The sequence below is a fragment of the Rhodococcus sovatensis genome, assembly GCF_037327425.1.
GTDB classification, from domain to species: domain Bacteria; phylum Actinomycetota; class Actinomycetes; order Mycobacteriales; family Mycobacteriaceae; genus Rhodococcoides; species Rhodococcoides sovatense.
Genome location: NZ_CP147846.1, coordinates 5,270,048 through 5,287,815, shown reverse-complemented (window position 1 = coordinate 5,287,815; position 17,768 = coordinate 5,270,048). Strand labels below are relative to the sequence as shown.

Sequence of the window (17,768 nt, the reverse complement as noted above, 5' to 3'; positions counted from 1 at the left end):
ACAGCGTCGGCCTATGGCGTAGACCACACGAAAGGACGACAATCACAGGCACGACCGCTGACCCCACCGAGAGAAGAGCAAGCCGAGTGACCGAACTCAACGCGCCCCACCCACCCGCTGCGGACAACTCCGACACCGAGGTCCACGCTCGCGTCGACACCGCACTCGCCGAACTTCGAGCAGGTGAGCAGACTTGGGGCGCACTGTCACTCGGGCAACGCCGCAAGTTGATCGAGCGTGTCCGTGACCTCACCGTCGAGCACGCGGAGGAGTGGGTCGCGGCGGCAGCGTCGATCAAAGGGTTGGAGTCCACCTCACCGCTGATCGGCGAAGAGTGGATGTCCGGCCCGTACGCGTTCACCGGCGGAACCGCCACGATCGCTCGAACACTGGGCGATCTCGAGCAGGGCAAAGGACCGCTCGAGGGCGCGACTTTCGGAACCGCACCCGGTGGCCGCACCACGGTCCAGGTACTTCCCCATGGGGTCTTCGACCAACTACTGCTCAGCGGATTCAGCGCACAGGTATGGCTGAAGCCAGGAATCGACGCGGCCACCGCACAGCGCACCGCCGGTCTCGCACAACTGACACCCGACCGCACCAACGGCGTCGGCGTCGTTCTCGGTGCAGGAAACATCATGTCGATCGCGCCCCTCGACACCTTGTACGAACTGATCGCCAACAATCGTGTCGTAGCGCTCAAGCTGAACCCGATAACAGATCCGATGCTGCCGGTCTTCACGAAGATCCTTGCGCCACTGATCGATGTCGGTGCCGTGCGCATTCTGACCGGCGGCGCCGAGGTCGGCGGCTATCTCGTCGGACACGATCTTGTCGACCACGTTCACATGACCGGAAGCTCGATCACTCACGACGCCATCGTATTCGGGCCCGGCGAGTCGGGTGCCGCACGCAAAGCTGCCGGCGACCCACTTCTGACGAAGCCGATCACCAGCGAACTGGGCGGAGTGTCACCGACCATTGTCCTGCCCGGCGAGTGGAGCAGCGCCGACATCCGCTTTCAGGCAGAACACGTTGCGACACAACGCCTTCACAACGGCGGATACAATTGCGTCGCCTCGCAGGTGATCGTGCTGTCGTCGGGATGGCCACAGCGCGACGAGTTCCTCGCAGCCGTACGCGACGCACTGGCCGCCGCACCGCAGCGACGGCCCTATTACCCAGGAAGCGACGGACGAGTCGAATCGGCCGTCGAGAGCTACCCCCATGCCCGACGCCTTCCGGGTGGGCGGGTGCTGATCGACGATCTCAACCCAGGCGACGAGACCACCCTGCTCAACACCGAGTACTTCGCACCGGTTCTCGGTGTAGTCGAACTTCCTTACGAGGGTGAACAGTTCTTCGTCAAAGCCGTCGAGACAGTCAACGAGAAGTTCGTCGGCACCCTCGGCGTCAACGTCCTTGCGCACCCGAAGACGATCGAAAGCTACGGTCGGCGGTTCGACGAGCTGTTGGCCGAGCTCCGGTACGGCGCGATCGCCGTCAACGCCTGGACCGCGTTGGCGTTCCTTTCCGCTGCCGCAACGTGGGGCGCCTTTCCCGGCCATACCCTGGCAGACGTTCAGAGCGGCATCGGCATCGTCCACAACGCGCTGCTGATAGACGGGACCGAGCGCACGGTGGTACGCGGTCCGTTCCGGCCGTCGCCCCGATCACTGGGCAACAAGGAGTGGTCGATCTCGCCGAAACCGCCGTGGTTCGTCAGCAACCGCACTGCGGCGACAACCGGGCGTTTGTTGACTGCATTCGCCGGCAGTCCGTCCTGGGCGAAATTGCCCGCCATTTTCGCTTCTGCGCTGCGCGGATAGGGGTCTTTCGTTGCCATCGATCGTCGATTACGTCGTAGTCGGAGCAGGGTCTTCGGGAGCGGTGTTGGCCAATCGCCTCAGCGCCGACCCACGCAATACCGTCGTACTGCTCGAAGCGGGCCCCGAGGACAAGAACAAATTCGCTCACATACCCGCAGCGTTCTCCAAGCTGTACCGAAGCGACGTAGATTGGAACTACGACTCGGAGCCACAGCCGGAACTGAAGGGACGCAGCATCTTCTGGCCACGCGGCAAGATGCTCGGCGGTTCCTCGTCGATGAACGCGATGATGTGGGTTCGCGGCTTCGCCGCCGATTACGACGAGTGGGCGACGCTCAGCGACTCGTCGTGGTCCTTCGAGAACATCGTGCCGTATTTCCGCAAGATCGAGAACATCGAGGGCACGACAGCTCTCGATGCCGGCCGAAGTGGACCGCTGATCGTGTCGAATCAGCGCAGCCCTCGGGCGCTCACAAGCTCGTTCCTCGACGCCGTTCGGCAGGCCGGCTACCCCGTCGAGCCCGCCAACTTGCCTGAGCCCAAGGGCTTCTCGCAGACCATGGTCAACCAGAAGCGTGGCGCGCGCTGGAGTACTGCCGACGCATACCTTGCGCCGATTCGGAAGCGAGCCAATCTCACCGTACTCACCGAGGCCCACGCGTCGAAAGTCGTGTTCGAGGGGTCCGCAGCCGTTGGCGTGGAATACATCTCCAATGGCCAGTCGCACACCGTCCGGGCCGCACGTGAAGTGGTCCTCGCCGGTGGTGCCGTCAACACCCCACAGCTGCTGATGTTGTCCGGGATCGGAGACAAAGCGCAGCTCGAGTCACACGGGATCGCCGTGCGCCATCATTCGCCCCAGGTCGGACAGAACCTGACGGATCACCTGGCGGCATTGATCGGCTGGAGCGTCGAGAACGATTCACTCTTCTTCGCAGAGAAGATTCCAGAGTTGGTCAACTACCTGGCTCGACGGCGCGGAATGCTGACCTCGAACGTCGCCGAGGCATACGGGTTCATCAAGAGTCGCGAGGACCTGGCACTTCCCGACATCGAACTCATCTACGCACCAGCACCGTTCTTCGACGAAGGCCTCATCGCACCCGACGCCCATGCCGCTGTCATCGGCTCGGTTCTGCTGCGACCGGAAAGCCGCGGCGAGATCACACTTCGATCGGCCGATCCGCTCGCGAAGCCGATCATCGACCCGCGCTACCTCAGCGATCCGGACGGTGCGGATCGGCAGGCGATGCTGGAGGGGCTGCGAGTGTGTACCGAGATAGCGTCTCAGCCTGCGTTGAAAGATCTGCTGGGCACCATAGTTCGTCCCAAGGACGCCGGGGACCTGCTGTCCGAAGCACTCGAGCAGAACGCCCACACGCTCTACCACCCCGTGAGCACCTGCCGAATGGGCAACGATCCGGCGAGCGTCGTCAGCCCTGACCTGCGGGTTCGGGGTGTCGACAAGTTGAGGGTGGCGGATGCATCGATCATGCCCTCGATCATTCGCTGGCACACCCACGCGCCGAGCGTCGTCATCGGAGAGAAGGCGGCGGACCTGATTCTCGGCTAGAGATACATCAGGGGGTCGGTCCCGTCGCCACGGGACGGGCCGGATCATTGGACCACTGTGACCACGAACCGGGGAACAGCGCGGCGTCGATACCCGCAATGGCAAGCGCCGCAACTTGATGGGCAGCCGTCACACCCGATCCGCAGTAGACGCCGACCGCGCCCACGTCGCCGAATCTGCGGCGCAGCGCATCGGCCGGGAGAAATCTGCCGTCCGCATCGACGTTCGCAGCTGTCGGAGCACTGATTGCACCCGGGATGTGGCCTGCTTTCGGGTCGACCGGCTCGGTCTCGCCGCGGTAGCGTTCGGCCGCCCGGGCGTCGAGCAGCGTTCCGGACTCCGCCAGAGCTGCGGCCCCATCGGCGGTCAAGACCGGAAGGTGGCCCGCACTGAGCTCGATATCACCGACCCAGGCGGCGCTTTCCTCCCCCGAGGCGGTGTCGTGCCCGGCCGCGATCCACGCCGCCAGGCCGCCATCGAGAAGTGATACCTGTTCGACGCCTGCCCACTTCAACAACCACCATGCCCGCGAGGCCGCCAGATTGCCCGTGTTGTCGTAGACCACGACGGGCACACCGACACTGATTCCCCACCTGCGCGCCGACAACTGCAGGTCCTCGATCGACGGCAACGGGTGGCGACCGAGTTCGGGTGCGCCGTGCCCGGCCAGTTCGGTATCGAGGTCGACGAACACGGCACCGGGGATATGAGCGTCGAGGTAGTGCCGATGTCCGGCAGAGTCGCCGAGGGCCCAGCGGACGTCCAGAACCACGGGTGGGACCAGGCTGCCCAGCGCGGACTTCACATCGTCGACGTCTCGGATGACACTCATCGGGCATGCTCCTTCGAAGGTCGAATCGGCCTCCGCCGTGGGTGGGGCCGCGGGCCCAGCGTAGTGACCGAATGTCTGTTTGAGTCACTCAGAGTGACCGAATGTCTGTTTGAGTCACTCAGAGTGACCGAATGTCTGATTCGGTCTCCGGATGGGAGCGAACGACTCATTCGGTCACTCCAAGGGGCCCCGGGAACCAAACCGAACGCCCGGCTAGAGCCGCAGAAGGCGCCCGAGGTAACGGACGAGACTCAACTCGATCACGGAACGGACACGGGCCTACTACGAGTGTTGAAAACGGACATTCTGGTCACCGAACTGGACAAAAAGGTGAGAGCCTATGTCTACCAACGCGATTTGACGCACGGTTTTCGTGGAACGGAACGCCACCCGCGGCCGACCGCTCCTTTTCCACGCCGAAACGATTCGCAGCCACGAACCCGCTTCGGACCGGAACCAATCCGGATCGACACCGGCGGCGAATCACCATCAACGCTCAAGAGATGAGCAACGAAAGGTAGATCCGACATGATCTCGATCCGTAAAGTCATGGCCGCCACTGCAGTTGGCGCAATGACGCTCGTGCCCCTTGCTGCATGCTCGAGCGACGACTCCTCCACCACGACCGAGAGCAGCACCAGCTCGGCAGCGATGGAGACCACCGAAGCAATGCCTGAGCCTGCTGCCGAGGTCGATGACCTCAGCAACGGCGTCAGCACTGCGGTCGCTCTGGACCCCGGCTTCACCGGCGCACTGACGACCCTCGGCCTCACGCCGGGCGTCATCGGAACCGCCACTCTCGCAGACGGTTCCATCAGCTTCCCGATCACCGGCGGCAACGTCAAGTACTGGGAGCCCGGCACAGTCGATCCCTACGTCCAGGGTGAAATCATGCACGACGGAAGCGGATTGTCGCTCACCGCAGGCGAGACCGTCGTCGAGCTCACCGACTTCGACATCGACCCGGGCACGTCGCTGCTCACCGGCACCGTGTCGGTCAACGGCGAGGTTGCAGCCGAAGATGCTGTCATCTTCGACCTCGACGGCCGCACTCTGAACCCGTTGGCAACCGGCCCCGACAACACGGCCATCCTCCAGGGAACCCAGGTCAAGATCTCGGAGACCGCAGCCGGCCTGCTGAACGACACGTTCCAGACAGACGCTGTCACCCCCGGCCTGCTCGTGGGCGTTGCGACCATCACTGTCGCCACTGCCTAAATGTCCGCAGAACCCGAGCGCGCGAGGTCACCGCGTATGGAGGCCTCGCGCGCTCGGGCGCGTGGTCAGCTCCGCTTCCGCAGTCCCCTGAGAGGCCCGTGGCTCACCTCGGTCTTCGGAGCTGTCCTGCTCGCTGGATTGCCGATAGTCATCGTCACGGGGCTGTTGTCCTACATCGCGTACGGGCCGCAGTTCGGTCAGGCAATGCCTGCAGATGTCGGGTGGCTACGGCTTCCTCAGTTCGACTGGCCCACCGATCCAGCGTGGCTCTACCGACTGACCCAAGGACTGCACGTCGGACTCGGGCTGGTTCTCTTTCCGATCGTCTTGGCCAAGCTGTGGTCGGTCATTCCCAGGCTGTTCGTCACACCGCCGATCCAATCGATAGCCGATGCACTGGAACGCCTTTCACTGATCGCACTCGTCGGTGGGATCCTGTTCGAGATCGTCACCGGCGTACTGAACATCCAGTACGACTATCTCTTTGGATTCAGCTTCTATACCGCCCACTATTGGGGAGCATGGGTCTTCATCGCCGGATTCGTCAGCCATGTGGCCTTGAAGGCTCCGTTGATGATTCGCACCCTGCGTGGACGTTCACTGATACAAGTGCTGCAAGACAAGCAGACCGAGCAGGAGGTCGGAGATTCCGATCTCATCGCCGTCGACCCCGCCGAACCCACGATCAGTCGACGCGGCGCGTTGGCACTCGTCGGTGGTGGCGCGGTATTCCTCGCCGTTCTTACAGCAGGACAGACCACCGGCGGCGTCCTCAGACACGCCGCGATACTCTTGCCCCGTGGACGTTCCTACGGTGACGGTCCGAACGACTTCCAGATCAACCGGACAGCCGTCGCCGCCGGCATCGACGACGTCAGCACCGGCGCGGACTGGACGCTCGAACTCCTCAACGGCGATACCACAGTGACATTCGACCGCGCCGCACTGCTCCTCATGGAGCAACATACCGCCGAACTCCCGATCGCTTGCGTGGAGGGATGGTCGACGGTACAGACGTGGACGGGTGTGCCCCTTCGGGACCTGGCCAGGGCAGCGGGCATCGGGGACCTCGATTCGGCGCTGGTCTCCTCGATCGAAGAGAACGGGCCGTTCCGCCAGGCGGTCCTTCAGTCCAATCAGGTTCTTCACCCGGATTCCCTGCTGGCGCTTCGTGTCAACGGTGCCGACCTGTCGCTCGACCACGGATATCCAGCCCGCATCATCGTCCCGGCCATGCCGGGTGTGCACAACACCAAGTGGGTCGCGGCCATCGAGTTCAGGTCATCGTGATCAGGCGGATGTACGGGGCGAGTCCGCTTCACCTACTCACCTTGGCTTTCGCCTTCGCGCTCGTGGGATATGTGGTGTACGTGGCAGGCATTCAGACGTTCTGGAACAAGGACGTCTGGTGGCAATCGATCGCTGTATGGTTTGCCGGAGCCGTGATTGCACATGATCTGGTGCTGTTCCCGCTCTATGCGATTGCCGATCGATCACTTCGATTCGGGCTCGGCCGAACGCACCGCATGCGCGTATCGCCACTGAACTACGTTCGTATTCCGGCACTCGGGACTGCGCTGACCTTCGCGATGTTCTTTCCCGGGATAGTGCAGCAGGGATCGCACACCTACCGAGCCGCAACCGGTTTGACTCAGGAGCCGTACCTCGGTCGCTGGCTGTTGTTGTCCGCGACGCTGTTCGGAGTCAGTGCCGTCGCCTACGCCATCCGCCTTGCATCCTTCAGGAGAGACACATGACCGTTACGGCTGACGAGCTATTTCGTCGGGCCTCATCCGGCCTCCCATGTTGGATGGGCCATGCCGACGGCTCACGGGAGTCGCTTCCGATCGCACGATGGATGGGCGGCGAAGCGTCGACCGTCGAGGATCGAATCGCCGACTTCTCGATGATCGATCGATGCACGGGGCCTACCCTCGATTTGGGCTGCGGTCCGGGTCGACTCACCGAAGGGCTTGCACGACGCGGTATCTCGGCCTTGGGCGTCGACACCTCCCGCAAGGCCGTCGATCTCACCGTCAACCGCGGGGGTCGAGCGGTATTGCGAGATCTGTTCGAGCCCTTGCCGAACGTAGGCGAATGGGACAGTGTGCTGCTGGCCGACGGCAACATCGGCATCGGGGGCGATCCGGTTCGATTGCTACGCAGGGCCGCTGAGCTGATTCGGCCGGGAGGCTCGGTTATCGCCGAGGTCGATGCACCTGGCGACGATCGGGTCCTCACCCAGACTGTGCGTTGGGAGACCGACACGACGGTCGGCGACTGGTTCGCCTGGGCACGGGTCAGCGTGGATGCGACATCCGGACTGGCACAGGCGGCAGGACTTTCCGTTGTCGACATCGCGGCGATTCACGGTCGGTACTTTGCGCGGTTACGCTCTGCCCCCGCGAGTAGGTAAGTCGTGCATGTACTCCAGTCACCAGTTCGTGAACAAGAGATGATTGATCGCGAGTGCAGCGAGCACCTGCAGCGACAGCCAGAACTTGTGCGTTCGCTGCGGCAGAACGGCCGGAGCGAGCAGCATCCACATCGCAAACGGGAGCCAGATGCGTTCGGTCTCGGCCTTGCTCAGTTGGCTCAGATCTGCCATCACCACCGCTGCGATTGCGCCGATGACCAACAAGTTGATCGGCGCCGCCCTGGTGAAGATGCGTGGGAACGCCGCCGGTACCGCCACTCCAACGGCGCAGAACAACGCGGCGATGTTCGCCCATCCCCAGTACTCGAACGGACGATCCAGGGCGATGCCCTGGTAGTAGCGCTCCTGGACCAGCTCGTAGCCGTCGAACCACCAGAACCCGTACGCGGTGAAGATGACTGTGACCACCAGCGCGCCTGCCACGGCACCGATGAGCGGCCACGCCGTACGCGCTGCGATCAGCACCGCGATTGCGGGCAGTCCCATCAACACGACCCCGTAGTTGAGATAGATCCCGAACCCGAGCAGCACACCCGCTGCGAACGATGCAGGCCACCGGTGCGTCCGGGTGGAAATGGCGAGAAGTGCGATGCCCCACGCCACCACACCCATGTAGAACGCGTCCGCGGACACAGCCACCCAGATGGCCGCGGGCGCCAACACTGCGAAGGGCGCTACTCGACGAGCCATCGTCTCGTCCCCGAGCGCACGAACCGTGACGATGACTGCGGCGGCGGCGCTCGTACCGACGACCACGCACAAAGCCGCAGCCCACGCGCCTCCACTCAACCCGAGCCGATCGAGCCACACGAACGTCAACAACGCCCCTGGCGGATGACCGGAGACGTGCGTCGTCCACGAGTCGGCCTGGTAGTCGAGAATCCGTTCGGAAAAGCCGCGCAACGTCGCCGGGATGTCGGTGACACCGGGCACCTCGTGCAGGTACTCGTCCGTGGACGCAAGCCGCGTGGTGAAACCCCGTCGCCATCCGTCGATCATCGCCAGCGACATCGTCCAGGCGCCCGACGCAGCCCATACCAGGGCAAGGAGTCGGCGCCACGGCAATCTGCGCGCAAGATCCGGACCCCACAGGACACCGGTCACGCCGATCAGGATCGCGAACGGCGTCCCCCAGCCGTAGTGGAACTCACGAAACCCGAAAAGAGGTGCGGCGTCCGCGAAATCACGTACCTGCTGCGGGGTTCTGTTGATGATCGGAGTGACAAGTTCGTTACCCAGGTACGGCACGACGAACGCGACCGCCACAAGCACGAGAGCCACTGTTGCGGCGAGAGACTCTCTCCAATAGCGGATAGCGTTCACCTTTTCCCTAGTGCAACCTACTCTCGAGCCCAGCATAGAAGAGAATGACATCATGACAACAGCACTCACGCCGGGGCATCATCGAGCGGACATCGCCGTGATCGGCGGAAGCGGCTTCTACTCGTTCTTCGGCGACGATGCCGAGAGCATTCGGATCGATACTCCCTACGGACCGACGAGCGGCCCGATCACCGTCGGTGACGTCGCCGGCCGGCCTGTTGCGTTCCTGCCACGCCACGGCGTCGCGCACGAGCACGCACCGCACACTCTCCCGTACCGGGCGAACATGTGGGCCCTGCGGACGATCGGTGTTCAACGCGTGTTCGCGCCATGCGCCGTCGGAAGCCTTGTCCCCGAATTCGGTCCGGGAACCGTCGTCGTACCGGATCAACTCGTGGACCGAACGGCCGGACGCGTGCAGACATACTTCGACAAGGGCGGCGTCCACGTCGAGTTCGCAGATCCGTACTGCGGTGACCTTCGCGATGCCGCCCTGCAGGACGGAGTCGTCGACGGCGGGACGATGGTGGTCGTCGAAGGACCACGCTTCTCCACTCGTGCGGAGAGCCAATGGTTCGCCAGGCAGGGGTGGACGCTGGTGAACATGACCGGACACCCCGAAGCGGTACTGGCGCGCGAACTCGAACTCTGCTACACCCCGATCGCACTCGTCACCGATCTCGACGCGGGAATCGAAGCAGGGCAGGGTGTTCGAGCGGTGGATGTCTTCGCAGAGTTCCAGAAGAACATCGAACCACTGAAAGCTCTGGTTCGAGGTGCGATCGGGTCCGCCCTCATGGGACCGTGCGAGTCGTGCCGCGTCCACAACGGCGTCGAACTACCGATCGAGCTGCCATGACTCGTGTACTTCTCACCGGTGCAGCCGGTTTCATCGGCAGCCATATCCTGACTGCCCTGGCGCCGACATTCGACGTCGTTGCCATCGACGCGATGCTGGCCTCCGCCCACGGGACCGAGAATCGGCTCGACGGTATCGACCGCGTGGACGTTCGAGACCACGACGCCCTCGTCACGTTGCTCGTGAGCACCGATGTCGTGTGCCACCAGGCAGCAGTGGTCGGTGCAGGCGTCGACGCCGCGGACGCTCCGGCCTACGCGAGCCACAACGATTTCGGTACCGCCGTCCTGTTGGCCGCTATGGCCGAAGCCGGCTGCAGGCGGCTGGTTCTGGCATCGTCGATGGTGGTCTACGGCGAAGGTAGGTACCGCAACCCATCCGGACGCATCGTGACGCCGGGCCCCCGAACCAGGCTCGATGCAGGACAGTTCGACAACACCGACCCAGAAACCGGCGAGGTGTTGGATTGGACTCTCGTGAACGAGGATTCGGCGCTGCGTCCACGCAGCACGTATGCCGCGAGTAAATTGGCGCAGGAGAACTACGCGTTGGCGTGGTCGCTGGCGACAGGCGGTTCCGTGACCGCACTGCGTTACCACAACGTGTACGGTCCCCACATGCCGCGCAACACCCCGTACTCGGGCGTCGCGGCGATGTTCCGGTCCTCACTCGAGGCCGGGCAACCTCCCCAGGTCTACGAGGATGGCAAGCAGGCACGAGATTTCGTCCACGTATCCGATATCGCCGCCGCGAACGTGTTGTCGATCTCAGCCGATCTCCCCGGTTTCACAGCATTGAATGTGTCCTCGGGACAGCCGATCACGATCGGTGAGGTCGCACAAGCACTATCCGACGCCTGCGGGGGACCCGCTCCGGAGATCACCGGGAAGTACCGATCAGGCGATGTTCGGCATATCGTGGCAAGTCCCGAACTGGCCCGCGAGACAATCGGCTTCAGCGCGTCGATCTCGCCCGACGACGGTCTTCGCGAGTTCGCGACGGCTCCGCTGCGCGACGCCGAGGGTGCAGGCCCCCCACGTGTCTGACGTGACCGTGATCATCCCGTGCATGAACGAGGCGGGTTCGCTGCCGGGAGTTCTCGCGCGAATTCCCGACGGTTATCGCGCACTCGTCGTGGACAACAACTCCACAGACGATACGGCGAACGTCGCGGAGAGCCTCGGCGCCACAGTGATCCGTGAACCCGTCCCAGGCTATGGCTCCGCTGTCCACGCGGGCGTCGTCGCTGCCGAATCCGAGGTCGTGTGCGTTCTCGACGGCGACGGATCGATGGATCCGCAGGACTTGCCGCTTCTTGTGGCTGCCCTCGATGACGCCGACCTCGCAGTCGGACGACGCAGAGGCGGCAACTCTCCCCTCCATGCAAGACTGGGGAATGCTGTTCTGTCCATGCGACTCCGGACCAAGTATTCGCTGCCGGTCCATGATCTGGGCGCCGTTCGCGCGGTGCGTAGACAAGCCCTTCTCGACTTGAACGTCAGCGATCGACGCTCTGGCTACCCACTGCAACTCCTCGTCCTCGCATCGAAGGCCGGCTGGACCGTCACCGAACTCGATGTGTCGTACAGCCCCCGCACCGCGGGGGTATCCAAGGTGTCCGGTTCGGTCGGAGGGACTGTCGTTGCGGTACGGGACTTCTGGAAGGTATTGAAGTGAAGGTCACTGCACTAGTCGTCGCGAAGGCACCCGTCGCAGGACTCGCCAAGACACGGCTCGCGGCAACCCTCGGTGACGACGCGGCCGCCGACATCGCAGCGGCCGCCTTACTGGACACCCTCGACGCCGTGTCCGCAACCGGTTTCGACACCCGAATCGTCGCGATGACAGGCGATCTCGCCAACGCGAGTCGTCGGGAAGAACTGGAAGCGGCATTGGCGTCGTACACGGTGGTGGAGCAGCGCGGGGAGAGTTTCGCCGAACGGTTGCTACGTGCGCACGAAGACGCCGCGGGCAATCCGGTGTTCCAGATCGGCATGGATACCCCGCAGATACGCCCAGCGCTACTGGAATTTTCGGCCGAGCTCCTCACCGCGAAAGGTCGCACGGTTCTCGGTATGGCCGAGGACGGCGGGTGGTGGGCACTCGGACTACCCGATCCGGTCCTAGCCCGGGCGTTGCTCGGCGTCCCCATGTCGAAGCCGGACACCGGGGCGCGCACGCTGGACGCGTTGCGGTCGCTCGGTGCACAGATCGAACCGCTCCCGGTCCTGCGCGACGTCGACCACGAGAGCGACCTGCACCCCGTCGCGGCCGAGTGCGCGGCGGGCAGTCATTTCCGGGATGCGGTGCTGCGGGCGATCGGGGGCTCCGCCCCAGTGGCACGGTAGAGCGCACTCCAGTGCACTTAATCGTGCCACTGAGGCGGAGCCGATACGGTAGTTTGAGGAACTATGGGGAGTGATTACTACACCGCCGAACAGGTCGCCGAGCTCCTTGGGTTACACGTCCGGACGGTACGCAACTACATCCAGGACGGCCGATTACCGGCGGTGCGGATCGGAAAGCAGTACCGCATCACCCCCGACGGTCTGGCCGCACTCACCGGCGGTGAAGCCCCGACCGCAGCGATCCGGGTAGACGTCACCGCCATCGTCGATGTCGAGAACATCGACGAACAGACCGCATCGCGACTCGCTCTCTTTCTGTCCACATCGGCAACCGGCCGCGGACCCAGCGACCGACGACTGAAGATCGACACCGGATACGACGAGAGTGCAGCCACATTGAAGGTCGTCGTCATCGGCGGCGGAGGCGATACCTCGGAAATTCTCCGCCTGATCGACACCTTCGTCGAGGGCAGCCGATGAAGATCCACTACCTCGACCCCACGGGGCCGCTGCTGGCGTCCGAATCCGACGCGCTCGATCTCGTCGGCGACGCATACGGGATGGACGCCTCCGTCGTCGTAGTTCCCCTCGCACGATTGCATCCGGACTTTTTCGATCTCAGCACGCGGATCGCAGGAGAATTTCTGCAAAAGCTGGTGAACTACCGGATTCGACTCGTAATCGAGGGCGACATCAGCCCGTTCACCAACATCAGCGAGTCCCTTCGCGCATTCGTTGCCGAGTCCAATCGGGGGTCTCACGTCTGGTTCGTTCCCGATCGGTTATCTCTCCACGACCGTATTGCAACAATCCAATAGCCGCTTTTCGCAGCTTTTTCACAGGACAGAGTGCTACAAACGACGTGTGACCGGGGTATTGATTGGCGTAGCGATATGGCTGGCGGTGGCAATGCTCGTTGCTATCGTGCTGGGCCGTGTCTCTCGGCGTGCCGACAGCGAAGAACTAGGCTCGGCGCTGAATTGGGACACCGACGACATCGAAGAGTCCGTCCCACACGATCGTTAGGCCTTACTCGACTCGCTCTACCATTCGAATCAAGATGTCCGACGCCTTGGCCAACGCTCCCCGTTGACTGTCGGTGAGCGATTCCAGTTGCTCGGCGAGCACTCTCTCGCGTTCCGCGACATCGTCGCTGGCAATTCGGCGGCCTGCCTGGGTGAGGGTCAGCAACACTTGCCGCCGATCGGTGGGATGAGGAACTCGCTCGAGCAAGCCCATTTCCACCAGCGCATGCGATGAGCGTGACACCGACGGTGGCTTGATGCGCTCACGGGACGCCAGCTCGCGCGTCGTCATCGGCCCTTCCCGAAAAACGGTCGTCAGGATGGACAGCTGCCCGACGGGAATTCTGTCACTGGTGTGACGCAACCGAAGCCTTCGATTCAGTCGCAACGCCGAGACGGAAAGGTCTCTGGCCAGGTGCGTGTCCGATTCCAAGCTCATTCGAACAGGCTAGCCTGCCACACCATCGACACTTCTTCCCGACGTGCGGACCTAGCAGTCCAGCCGATCTTCCTCCCCGATATTGCTGTCCAAAACAATCTCGTGGGCTACAATTCCGGCGATTCAAGACCGCATGACCGAATTTTGCCTGGGAGGCTTTGTGAAGCGTTCGACGACGACATTCATCACCGTGCTGGTGTCGTCTCTGGTCGTCGCCGGCCCGGCCGTTGCCAATCCCAATGCAATCAACCCAATCCCCGTACTCAACGGGACCTTCGGGGTTCCCCAGCTGAGTGGACGTACGGTCGCCGTCGCCCAGACGACCGGCATGTCGAGCACCAACGAGACGCAGAACTTCAACATGCTCGGCACCGATCTCGGCATCATGTGGGACAACGGGAACGGTGAGGTTCTGACAGCCTTCGGTGACACCGCCGGACTCGGCGTGCCGAACCTTCTGCAGGGCAGTCTCTGGTCATGGCGCAGCAACTCCATCGTCCGCAGCCACGATGGCAATCTCGCCGACGGGATGACGTTCGACAGCATCGTCAAGGATCCGATCGGCCAATCCAAGGAAGTAGTTCCGAGCGCGAAGATCCCGTTCGTCGAGATCAGCCGAATCCCCACCGCGGGCGTCGCAGTGGGACCGAATCAGTTCATGAGCCTGATGTCGGTCAACAACTGGGGCACACCCGGCCGGTGGGAGACCAACTATTCAGGACTTGCGGTCTCGGGCGACAACGGCGAGAGCTGGACGCCCGTACCGGAGACCCAGCGACCGAGCGAAGGCGGGAATCGGAACTTCCAGCAGACCGCATTTCTGAAGGACGGCGGGTTCGTCTACCAGTACGGAACGCCGCCCGGACGCGGCAACCTCGGCCACGTCGCCCGCGTTCCAGAGAAAGACATACTCGATCTCGGCGCGTACGAATACTGGAACGGGCATGAGTGGAAGAAGAACGACCCCGCGGCTGCCGCTCCCATCGTCGGTGGCGTCGGCGAGCTGTCCGTTGCCTACAACCAGCACCTCGGGCAGTACCTGATGCTCACCACCGACCCCTTCGACTCCATCGTCATGCGGCGGTCACCCACCCCGGTCGGTCCGTGGAGTCCGCCGGAGGTTCTCGTCGACACACGTGAACTGCCGAGCGCGTACGCGCCGTTCATTCACCCGTGGTCCACGGGCTCCGACCTGTACTTCCTTGCCACCGTGCACCGCAGCTACAACGTCGTGCTACTCCGAACCACACTGTAGTTTCCTGGGTCGACCCGAACGACCGCCTACTCTTTCTCCATGGATGCCTCGGCCTGGGACGCCAAATACTCCGCCGCAGATCTCGTGTACGGCGCTCCGCCCAATCAGACTCTCGTCGAGTTCGCAACGGCGCTCCCGCGAGGAAGGGCGCTGGATCTGGCCTCGGGCGAAGGACGAAATGCGTTGTGGCTGGCCACCCGTGGCTGGGAAGTAACAGCCGTCGACTTCTCTGCCGTCGGACTCACCAAGGGCCATCGAATCGCGTCGAAGTCCCCGAAGTCCGTTCAGAACCGCCTCACCTGGGTCCAAGCAGATGTGACCACCGCCCTACCTGAGCCCGAATATGACTTAGTGCTCATGCTCTATCTACATCTGCCCCACGCGCAACGTCGCACAGTGATCCACAACGCAATCGGTGGACTGAAACCTGATGGAATCCTCATGATTCTCGGTCACCACTCGTCGAATATCGCCGACGGGATCGGCGGACCTCAGGATCCCGAAATCCTGTACACACCAGAGCAATTGGCATCAGACGTGGGAGGCCACGCCGCGATTCTCAGGTGCGAAAAGCGGATACGAGCCACACCCGACGGCGCCGCGATCGACGCATTACTACTGGCAAGTAGGTCCAGCCTTGGCAGCGGAGCCGAACGGGGGTAATATCCCTCTATGTTACCGACGAGTAGCTAACTTGGGCGGTACTCACGAGACCGCACCACCGACTGGAGAGCGAACGCGCAATGGGCCATTACAAGAGCAACCTTCGGGATCTCGAGTTCAATCTGTTCGAACTGTTCGGACTCGACCAGTCCCTCGCGGGCGAAAATTTCGGCGACCTCGACGGCGAGGCGGCCCGCGACATGCTGCGCGAGGTCGTACGCCTGGCGGAGGGTCCCCTCGCAGAGTCGTTCGCCGAATCGGACCGCAATCCTCCCGTGTTCGACCCCGAAACACACACCGTCACGCTGCCGGACGCCTTCAAGAAGTCGTTCAAGGCGCTGTACGACGGTGAGTGGTGGCGCGTCGGTCTGGACGAGGAGGTCGGCGGAATCCCAGCACCCCGCACGCTCGGGTGGGCCCTCAACGAGCTGCTGCTCGGTGCCAACCCAGCGGCATTCATGTACTCCGCAGGTCCCGGCTTCGCCAACGTGCTGTTCCACAATGGCACCGATGAGCAGAAGGAATGGGCCAAGGTCATCGTCGAGCGCAGGTGGGCAGCCACCATGGTGCTCACCGAGCCCGACGCCGGATCCGATGTCGGCGCCGGCCGCACCAAGGCGATAAAGCAGGACGACGGTTCCTGGCACATCGAGGGCGTCAAGCGCTTCATCACCTCGGCCGTGTCCGACGACCTGTTCGAGAACACGATGCACCTCGTCCTGGCTCGCCCCGAGGGCGCCGGACCGGGCACCAAAGGCCTGAGCCTGTTCTATGTCCCCAACACTCACTTCGACTTCGACAAGGGCGAACTCGGCGAACGCAACGGCGTCTTCGTCACCGGCGTCGAGCACAAGATGGGCCTCAAGGCCTCGACCACTTGTGAGCTCACCTTCGGTGGCCACGGAATCCCCGCGCAGGGCTGGCTCGTCGGCGAGGTCCACAAGGGCATCGCCCAGATGTTCGACGTCATCGAGCATGCACGAATGATGGTCGGCACCAAGGCAATCGCCACACTGTCCACCGGCTACCTCAACGCGCTCGAGTACGCCAAGGAGCGCGTCCAGGGCGCCGACCTGACGCAGATGACCGACAAGACCGCGCCGCGCGTCACCATCACCCATCACCCCGACGTGCGACGCAGCCTCATGACGCAGAAGGCGTACGCCGAGGGCCTGCGCGCGGTGTACCTCTACACCGCCGCGCACCAGGATCCGATCACCGCAAAGCAGGTCTCCGACGCCGACGAGGACATCGCCTACCGCGTCAACGACCTGCTGCTTCCGATCGTCAAGGGCGTCGGCTCGGAGATCGCCTACCGGCAGCTGGCCGAGTCGCTGCAGACGCTCGGCGGGTCCGGATTCCTTCAGGACTACCCGATCGAGCAGTACATCCGCGACTCGAAGATCGACTCGCTGTACGAGGGCACGACGGCCATCCAGGCGCAGGACTTCTTCTTCCGCAAGATCGCCCGTGACCGCGGCGTCGCGCTCGCTCATGTCGCCGGACAGATCAAGTCGTTCATCGACAGTGAAGCAGGCAACGGCCGACTCAAGGCCGAGCGCGCTCTGCTCGCCACCGCACTCGAGGACGTACAGGCCATCGTCACCACGATGACCCAGCAGCTCATGGGTGCACAGGAGCAGCCGACCGAGCTCTACAAGGTCGGACTCGCATCGGTGCGTTTCCTCATGGCATTCGGTGATCTGCTCATCGGTTGGCTGCTTCTTCGTCAGGCCGAGATCGCCATCACGGCACTCGACAACGGCGCAGAGGGCAAGGACAAGTCGTTCTACGAGGGCAAGGTCGCCGTCGCATCGTTCTTCTCCAAGAACGTTCTGCCGGAGCTGACCGCAACCCGCGGCATCCTCACCAACATCGACCTCGACGTCATGGAGCTCGACGAAGCTGCATTCTGATTCCGCACTGACGGATTCCGCACTGACAGTGGCCGCAACCTGCTTGGTTGC

Annotated in this window: 19 protein-coding genes; 16 read left to right on the top strand and 3 right to left on the bottom strand. The window is 63.3% G+C overall.

The features are described 5' to 3' along the window. The first annotated feature begins 86 nt into the window (after positions 1–86). Both WDS16_RS24595 and WDS16_RS24590 read left to right on the top strand, forming a co-directional pair. The gene (locus tag WDS16_RS24595; RefSeq protein ID WP_338888478.1) at positions 87–1,829 is read left to right on the top strand and encodes an aldehyde dehydrogenase family protein; all 1,743 of its coding nucleotides are present in this window, start codon (positions 87–89) and stop codon (positions 1,827–1,829) included. Between the two features lie 10 nt (positions 1,830–1,839). Further along, complete coding sequence (locus tag WDS16_RS24590) at positions 1,840–3,402, top strand: GMC family oxidoreductase (protein WP_338888477.1); 1,563 nt, start codon at positions 1,840–1,842, stop codon at positions 3,400–3,402. A gap of 7 nt (positions 3,403–3,409) precedes the next feature. Here the strand turns inward: WDS16_RS24590 and WDS16_RS24585 are convergent, their stop codons facing one another. Then, complete coding sequence (locus WDS16_RS24585; RefSeq protein ID WP_338888476.1) at positions 3,410–4,234, bottom strand: sulfurtransferase; 825 nt, start codon at positions 4,232–4,234, stop codon at positions 3,410–3,412. 528 nt (positions 4,235–4,762) lie between these two features. Here WDS16_RS24585 and WDS16_RS24580 point away from each other — a divergent pair. From WDS16_RS24580 to WDS16_RS24565, 4 genes are read left to right on the top strand one after another with little or no spacing between them, the layout of a single operon-like run. Further along, positions 4,763–5,452, top strand: coding sequence for a hypothetical protein (locus tag WDS16_RS24580; RefSeq protein ID WP_338888474.1), 690 nt, complete (start codon positions 4,763–4,765; stop codon positions 5,450–5,452). A gap of 36 nt (positions 5,453–5,488) precedes the next feature. Continuing rightward, complete coding sequence (locus tag WDS16_RS24575; protein WP_338888472.1) at positions 5,489–6,742, top strand: molybdopterin-dependent oxidoreductase; 1,254 nt, start codon at positions 5,489–5,491, stop codon at positions 6,740–6,742. A gap of 8 nt (positions 6,743–6,750) precedes the next feature. Next, positions 6,751–7,209: a hypothetical protein gene (locus tag WDS16_RS24570; protein WP_338893606.1), complete on the top strand. Its 459-nt coding sequence runs from the start codon at positions 6,751–6,753 to the stop codon at positions 7,207–7,209. Further along, entirely contained in the window at positions 7,206–7,868 is a 663-nt protein-coding gene (locus WDS16_RS24565) for a class I SAM-dependent methyltransferase (RefSeq protein ID WP_338888471.1), read from the top strand. Before WDS16_RS24570 ends, WDS16_RS24565 begins: the two co-directional genes overlap by 4 nt. Positions 7,869–7,886: 18 nt before the next feature. On the opposite strand, the gene WDS16_RS24560 is transcribed toward WDS16_RS24565, so the two are convergent. Continuing rightward, positions 7,887–9,248 carry a hypothetical protein gene (locus tag WDS16_RS24560; RefSeq protein WP_338888469.1) on the bottom strand — a complete coding sequence of 454 codons (1,362 nt, stop codon included), beginning with the start codon at positions 9,246–9,248 and terminating at the stop codon, positions 7,887–7,889. A gap of 16 nt (positions 9,249–9,264) precedes the next feature. On the opposite strand from WDS16_RS24560, the gene WDS16_RS24555 reads away from it, so the two are divergent. The 7 genes from WDS16_RS24555 (at position 9,265) to WDS16_RS24525 (ending at position 13,445) form a co-directional block, all read left to right on the top strand. Then, positions 9,265–10,071 carry an S-methyl-5'-thioadenosine phosphorylase gene (locus WDS16_RS24555; RefSeq protein WP_338888467.1) on the top strand — a complete coding sequence of 269 codons (807 nt, stop codon included), beginning with the start codon at positions 9,265–9,267 and terminating at the stop codon, positions 10,069–10,071. Next, positions 10,068–11,117 (top strand): NAD-dependent epimerase/dehydratase family protein, encoded by a 1,050-nt coding sequence (locus WDS16_RS24550; RefSeq protein WP_338888466.1) that lies wholly within the window; start codon positions 10,068–10,070, stop codon positions 11,115–11,117. The genes WDS16_RS24555 and WDS16_RS24550 overlap by 4 nt, the downstream gene beginning before the upstream one ends. Then, positions 11,110–11,748: a glycosyltransferase family 2 protein gene (locus tag WDS16_RS24545; RefSeq protein ID WP_338888463.1), complete on the top strand. Its 639-nt coding sequence runs from the start codon at positions 11,110–11,112 to the stop codon at positions 11,746–11,748. The genes WDS16_RS24550 and WDS16_RS24545 overlap by 8 nt, the downstream gene beginning before the upstream one ends. Further along, positions 11,745–12,419: a TIGR04282 family arsenosugar biosynthesis glycosyltransferase gene (locus WDS16_RS24540; protein ID WP_338888460.1), complete on the top strand. Its 675-nt coding sequence runs from the start codon at positions 11,745–11,747 to the stop codon at positions 12,417–12,419. The genes WDS16_RS24545 and WDS16_RS24540 overlap by 4 nt, the downstream gene beginning before the upstream one ends. Before the next feature lie 63 nt (positions 12,420–12,482). Continuing rightward, positions 12,483–12,899, top strand: a complete 417-nt coding sequence (locus WDS16_RS24535; RefSeq protein ID WP_338888458.1) for a helix-turn-helix domain-containing protein — start codon at positions 12,483–12,485, stop codon at positions 12,897–12,899. Continuing rightward, positions 12,896–13,237, top strand: coding sequence for a DUF4180 domain-containing protein (locus WDS16_RS24530; RefSeq protein ID WP_338888457.1), 342 nt, complete (start codon positions 12,896–12,898; stop codon positions 13,235–13,237). The genes WDS16_RS24535 and WDS16_RS24530 overlap by 4 nt, the downstream gene beginning before the upstream one ends. Before the next feature lie 46 nt (positions 13,238–13,283). Next, on the top strand, positions 13,284–13,445 hold the full coding sequence (locus WDS16_RS24525; protein WP_338888455.1) for a hypothetical protein: 162 nt from the start codon (positions 13,284–13,286) through the stop codon (positions 13,443–13,445). Between the two features lie 3 nt (positions 13,446–13,448). Here the strand turns inward: WDS16_RS24525 and WDS16_RS24520 are convergent, their stop codons facing one another. Continuing rightward, complete coding sequence (locus tag WDS16_RS24520; protein WP_338888454.1) at positions 13,449–13,883, bottom strand: MarR family transcriptional regulator; 435 nt, start codon at positions 13,881–13,883, stop codon at positions 13,449–13,451. A gap of 133 nt (positions 13,884–14,016) precedes the next feature. On the opposite strand from WDS16_RS24520, the gene WDS16_RS24515 reads away from it, so the two are divergent. The 3 genes from WDS16_RS24515 (at position 14,017) to WDS16_RS24505 (ending at position 17,717) form a co-directional block, all read left to right on the top strand. Continuing rightward, entirely contained in the window at positions 14,017–15,138 is a 1,122-nt protein-coding gene (locus WDS16_RS24515; protein ID WP_422395713.1) for a DUF4185 domain-containing protein, read from the top strand. Positions 15,139–15,177: 39 nt separating this feature from the next. Next, positions 15,178–15,801 (top strand): class I SAM-dependent methyltransferase, encoded by a 624-nt coding sequence (locus WDS16_RS24510; protein ID WP_338888451.1) that lies wholly within the window; start codon positions 15,178–15,180, stop codon positions 15,799–15,801. Positions 15,802–15,881: 80 nt separating this feature from the next. Then, on the top strand, positions 15,882–17,717 hold the full coding sequence (locus tag WDS16_RS24505) for an acyl-CoA dehydrogenase (RefSeq protein WP_338888449.1): 1,836 nt from the start codon (positions 15,882–15,884) through the stop codon (positions 17,715–17,717). Positions 17,718–17,768: the final 51 nt, after the last annotated feature.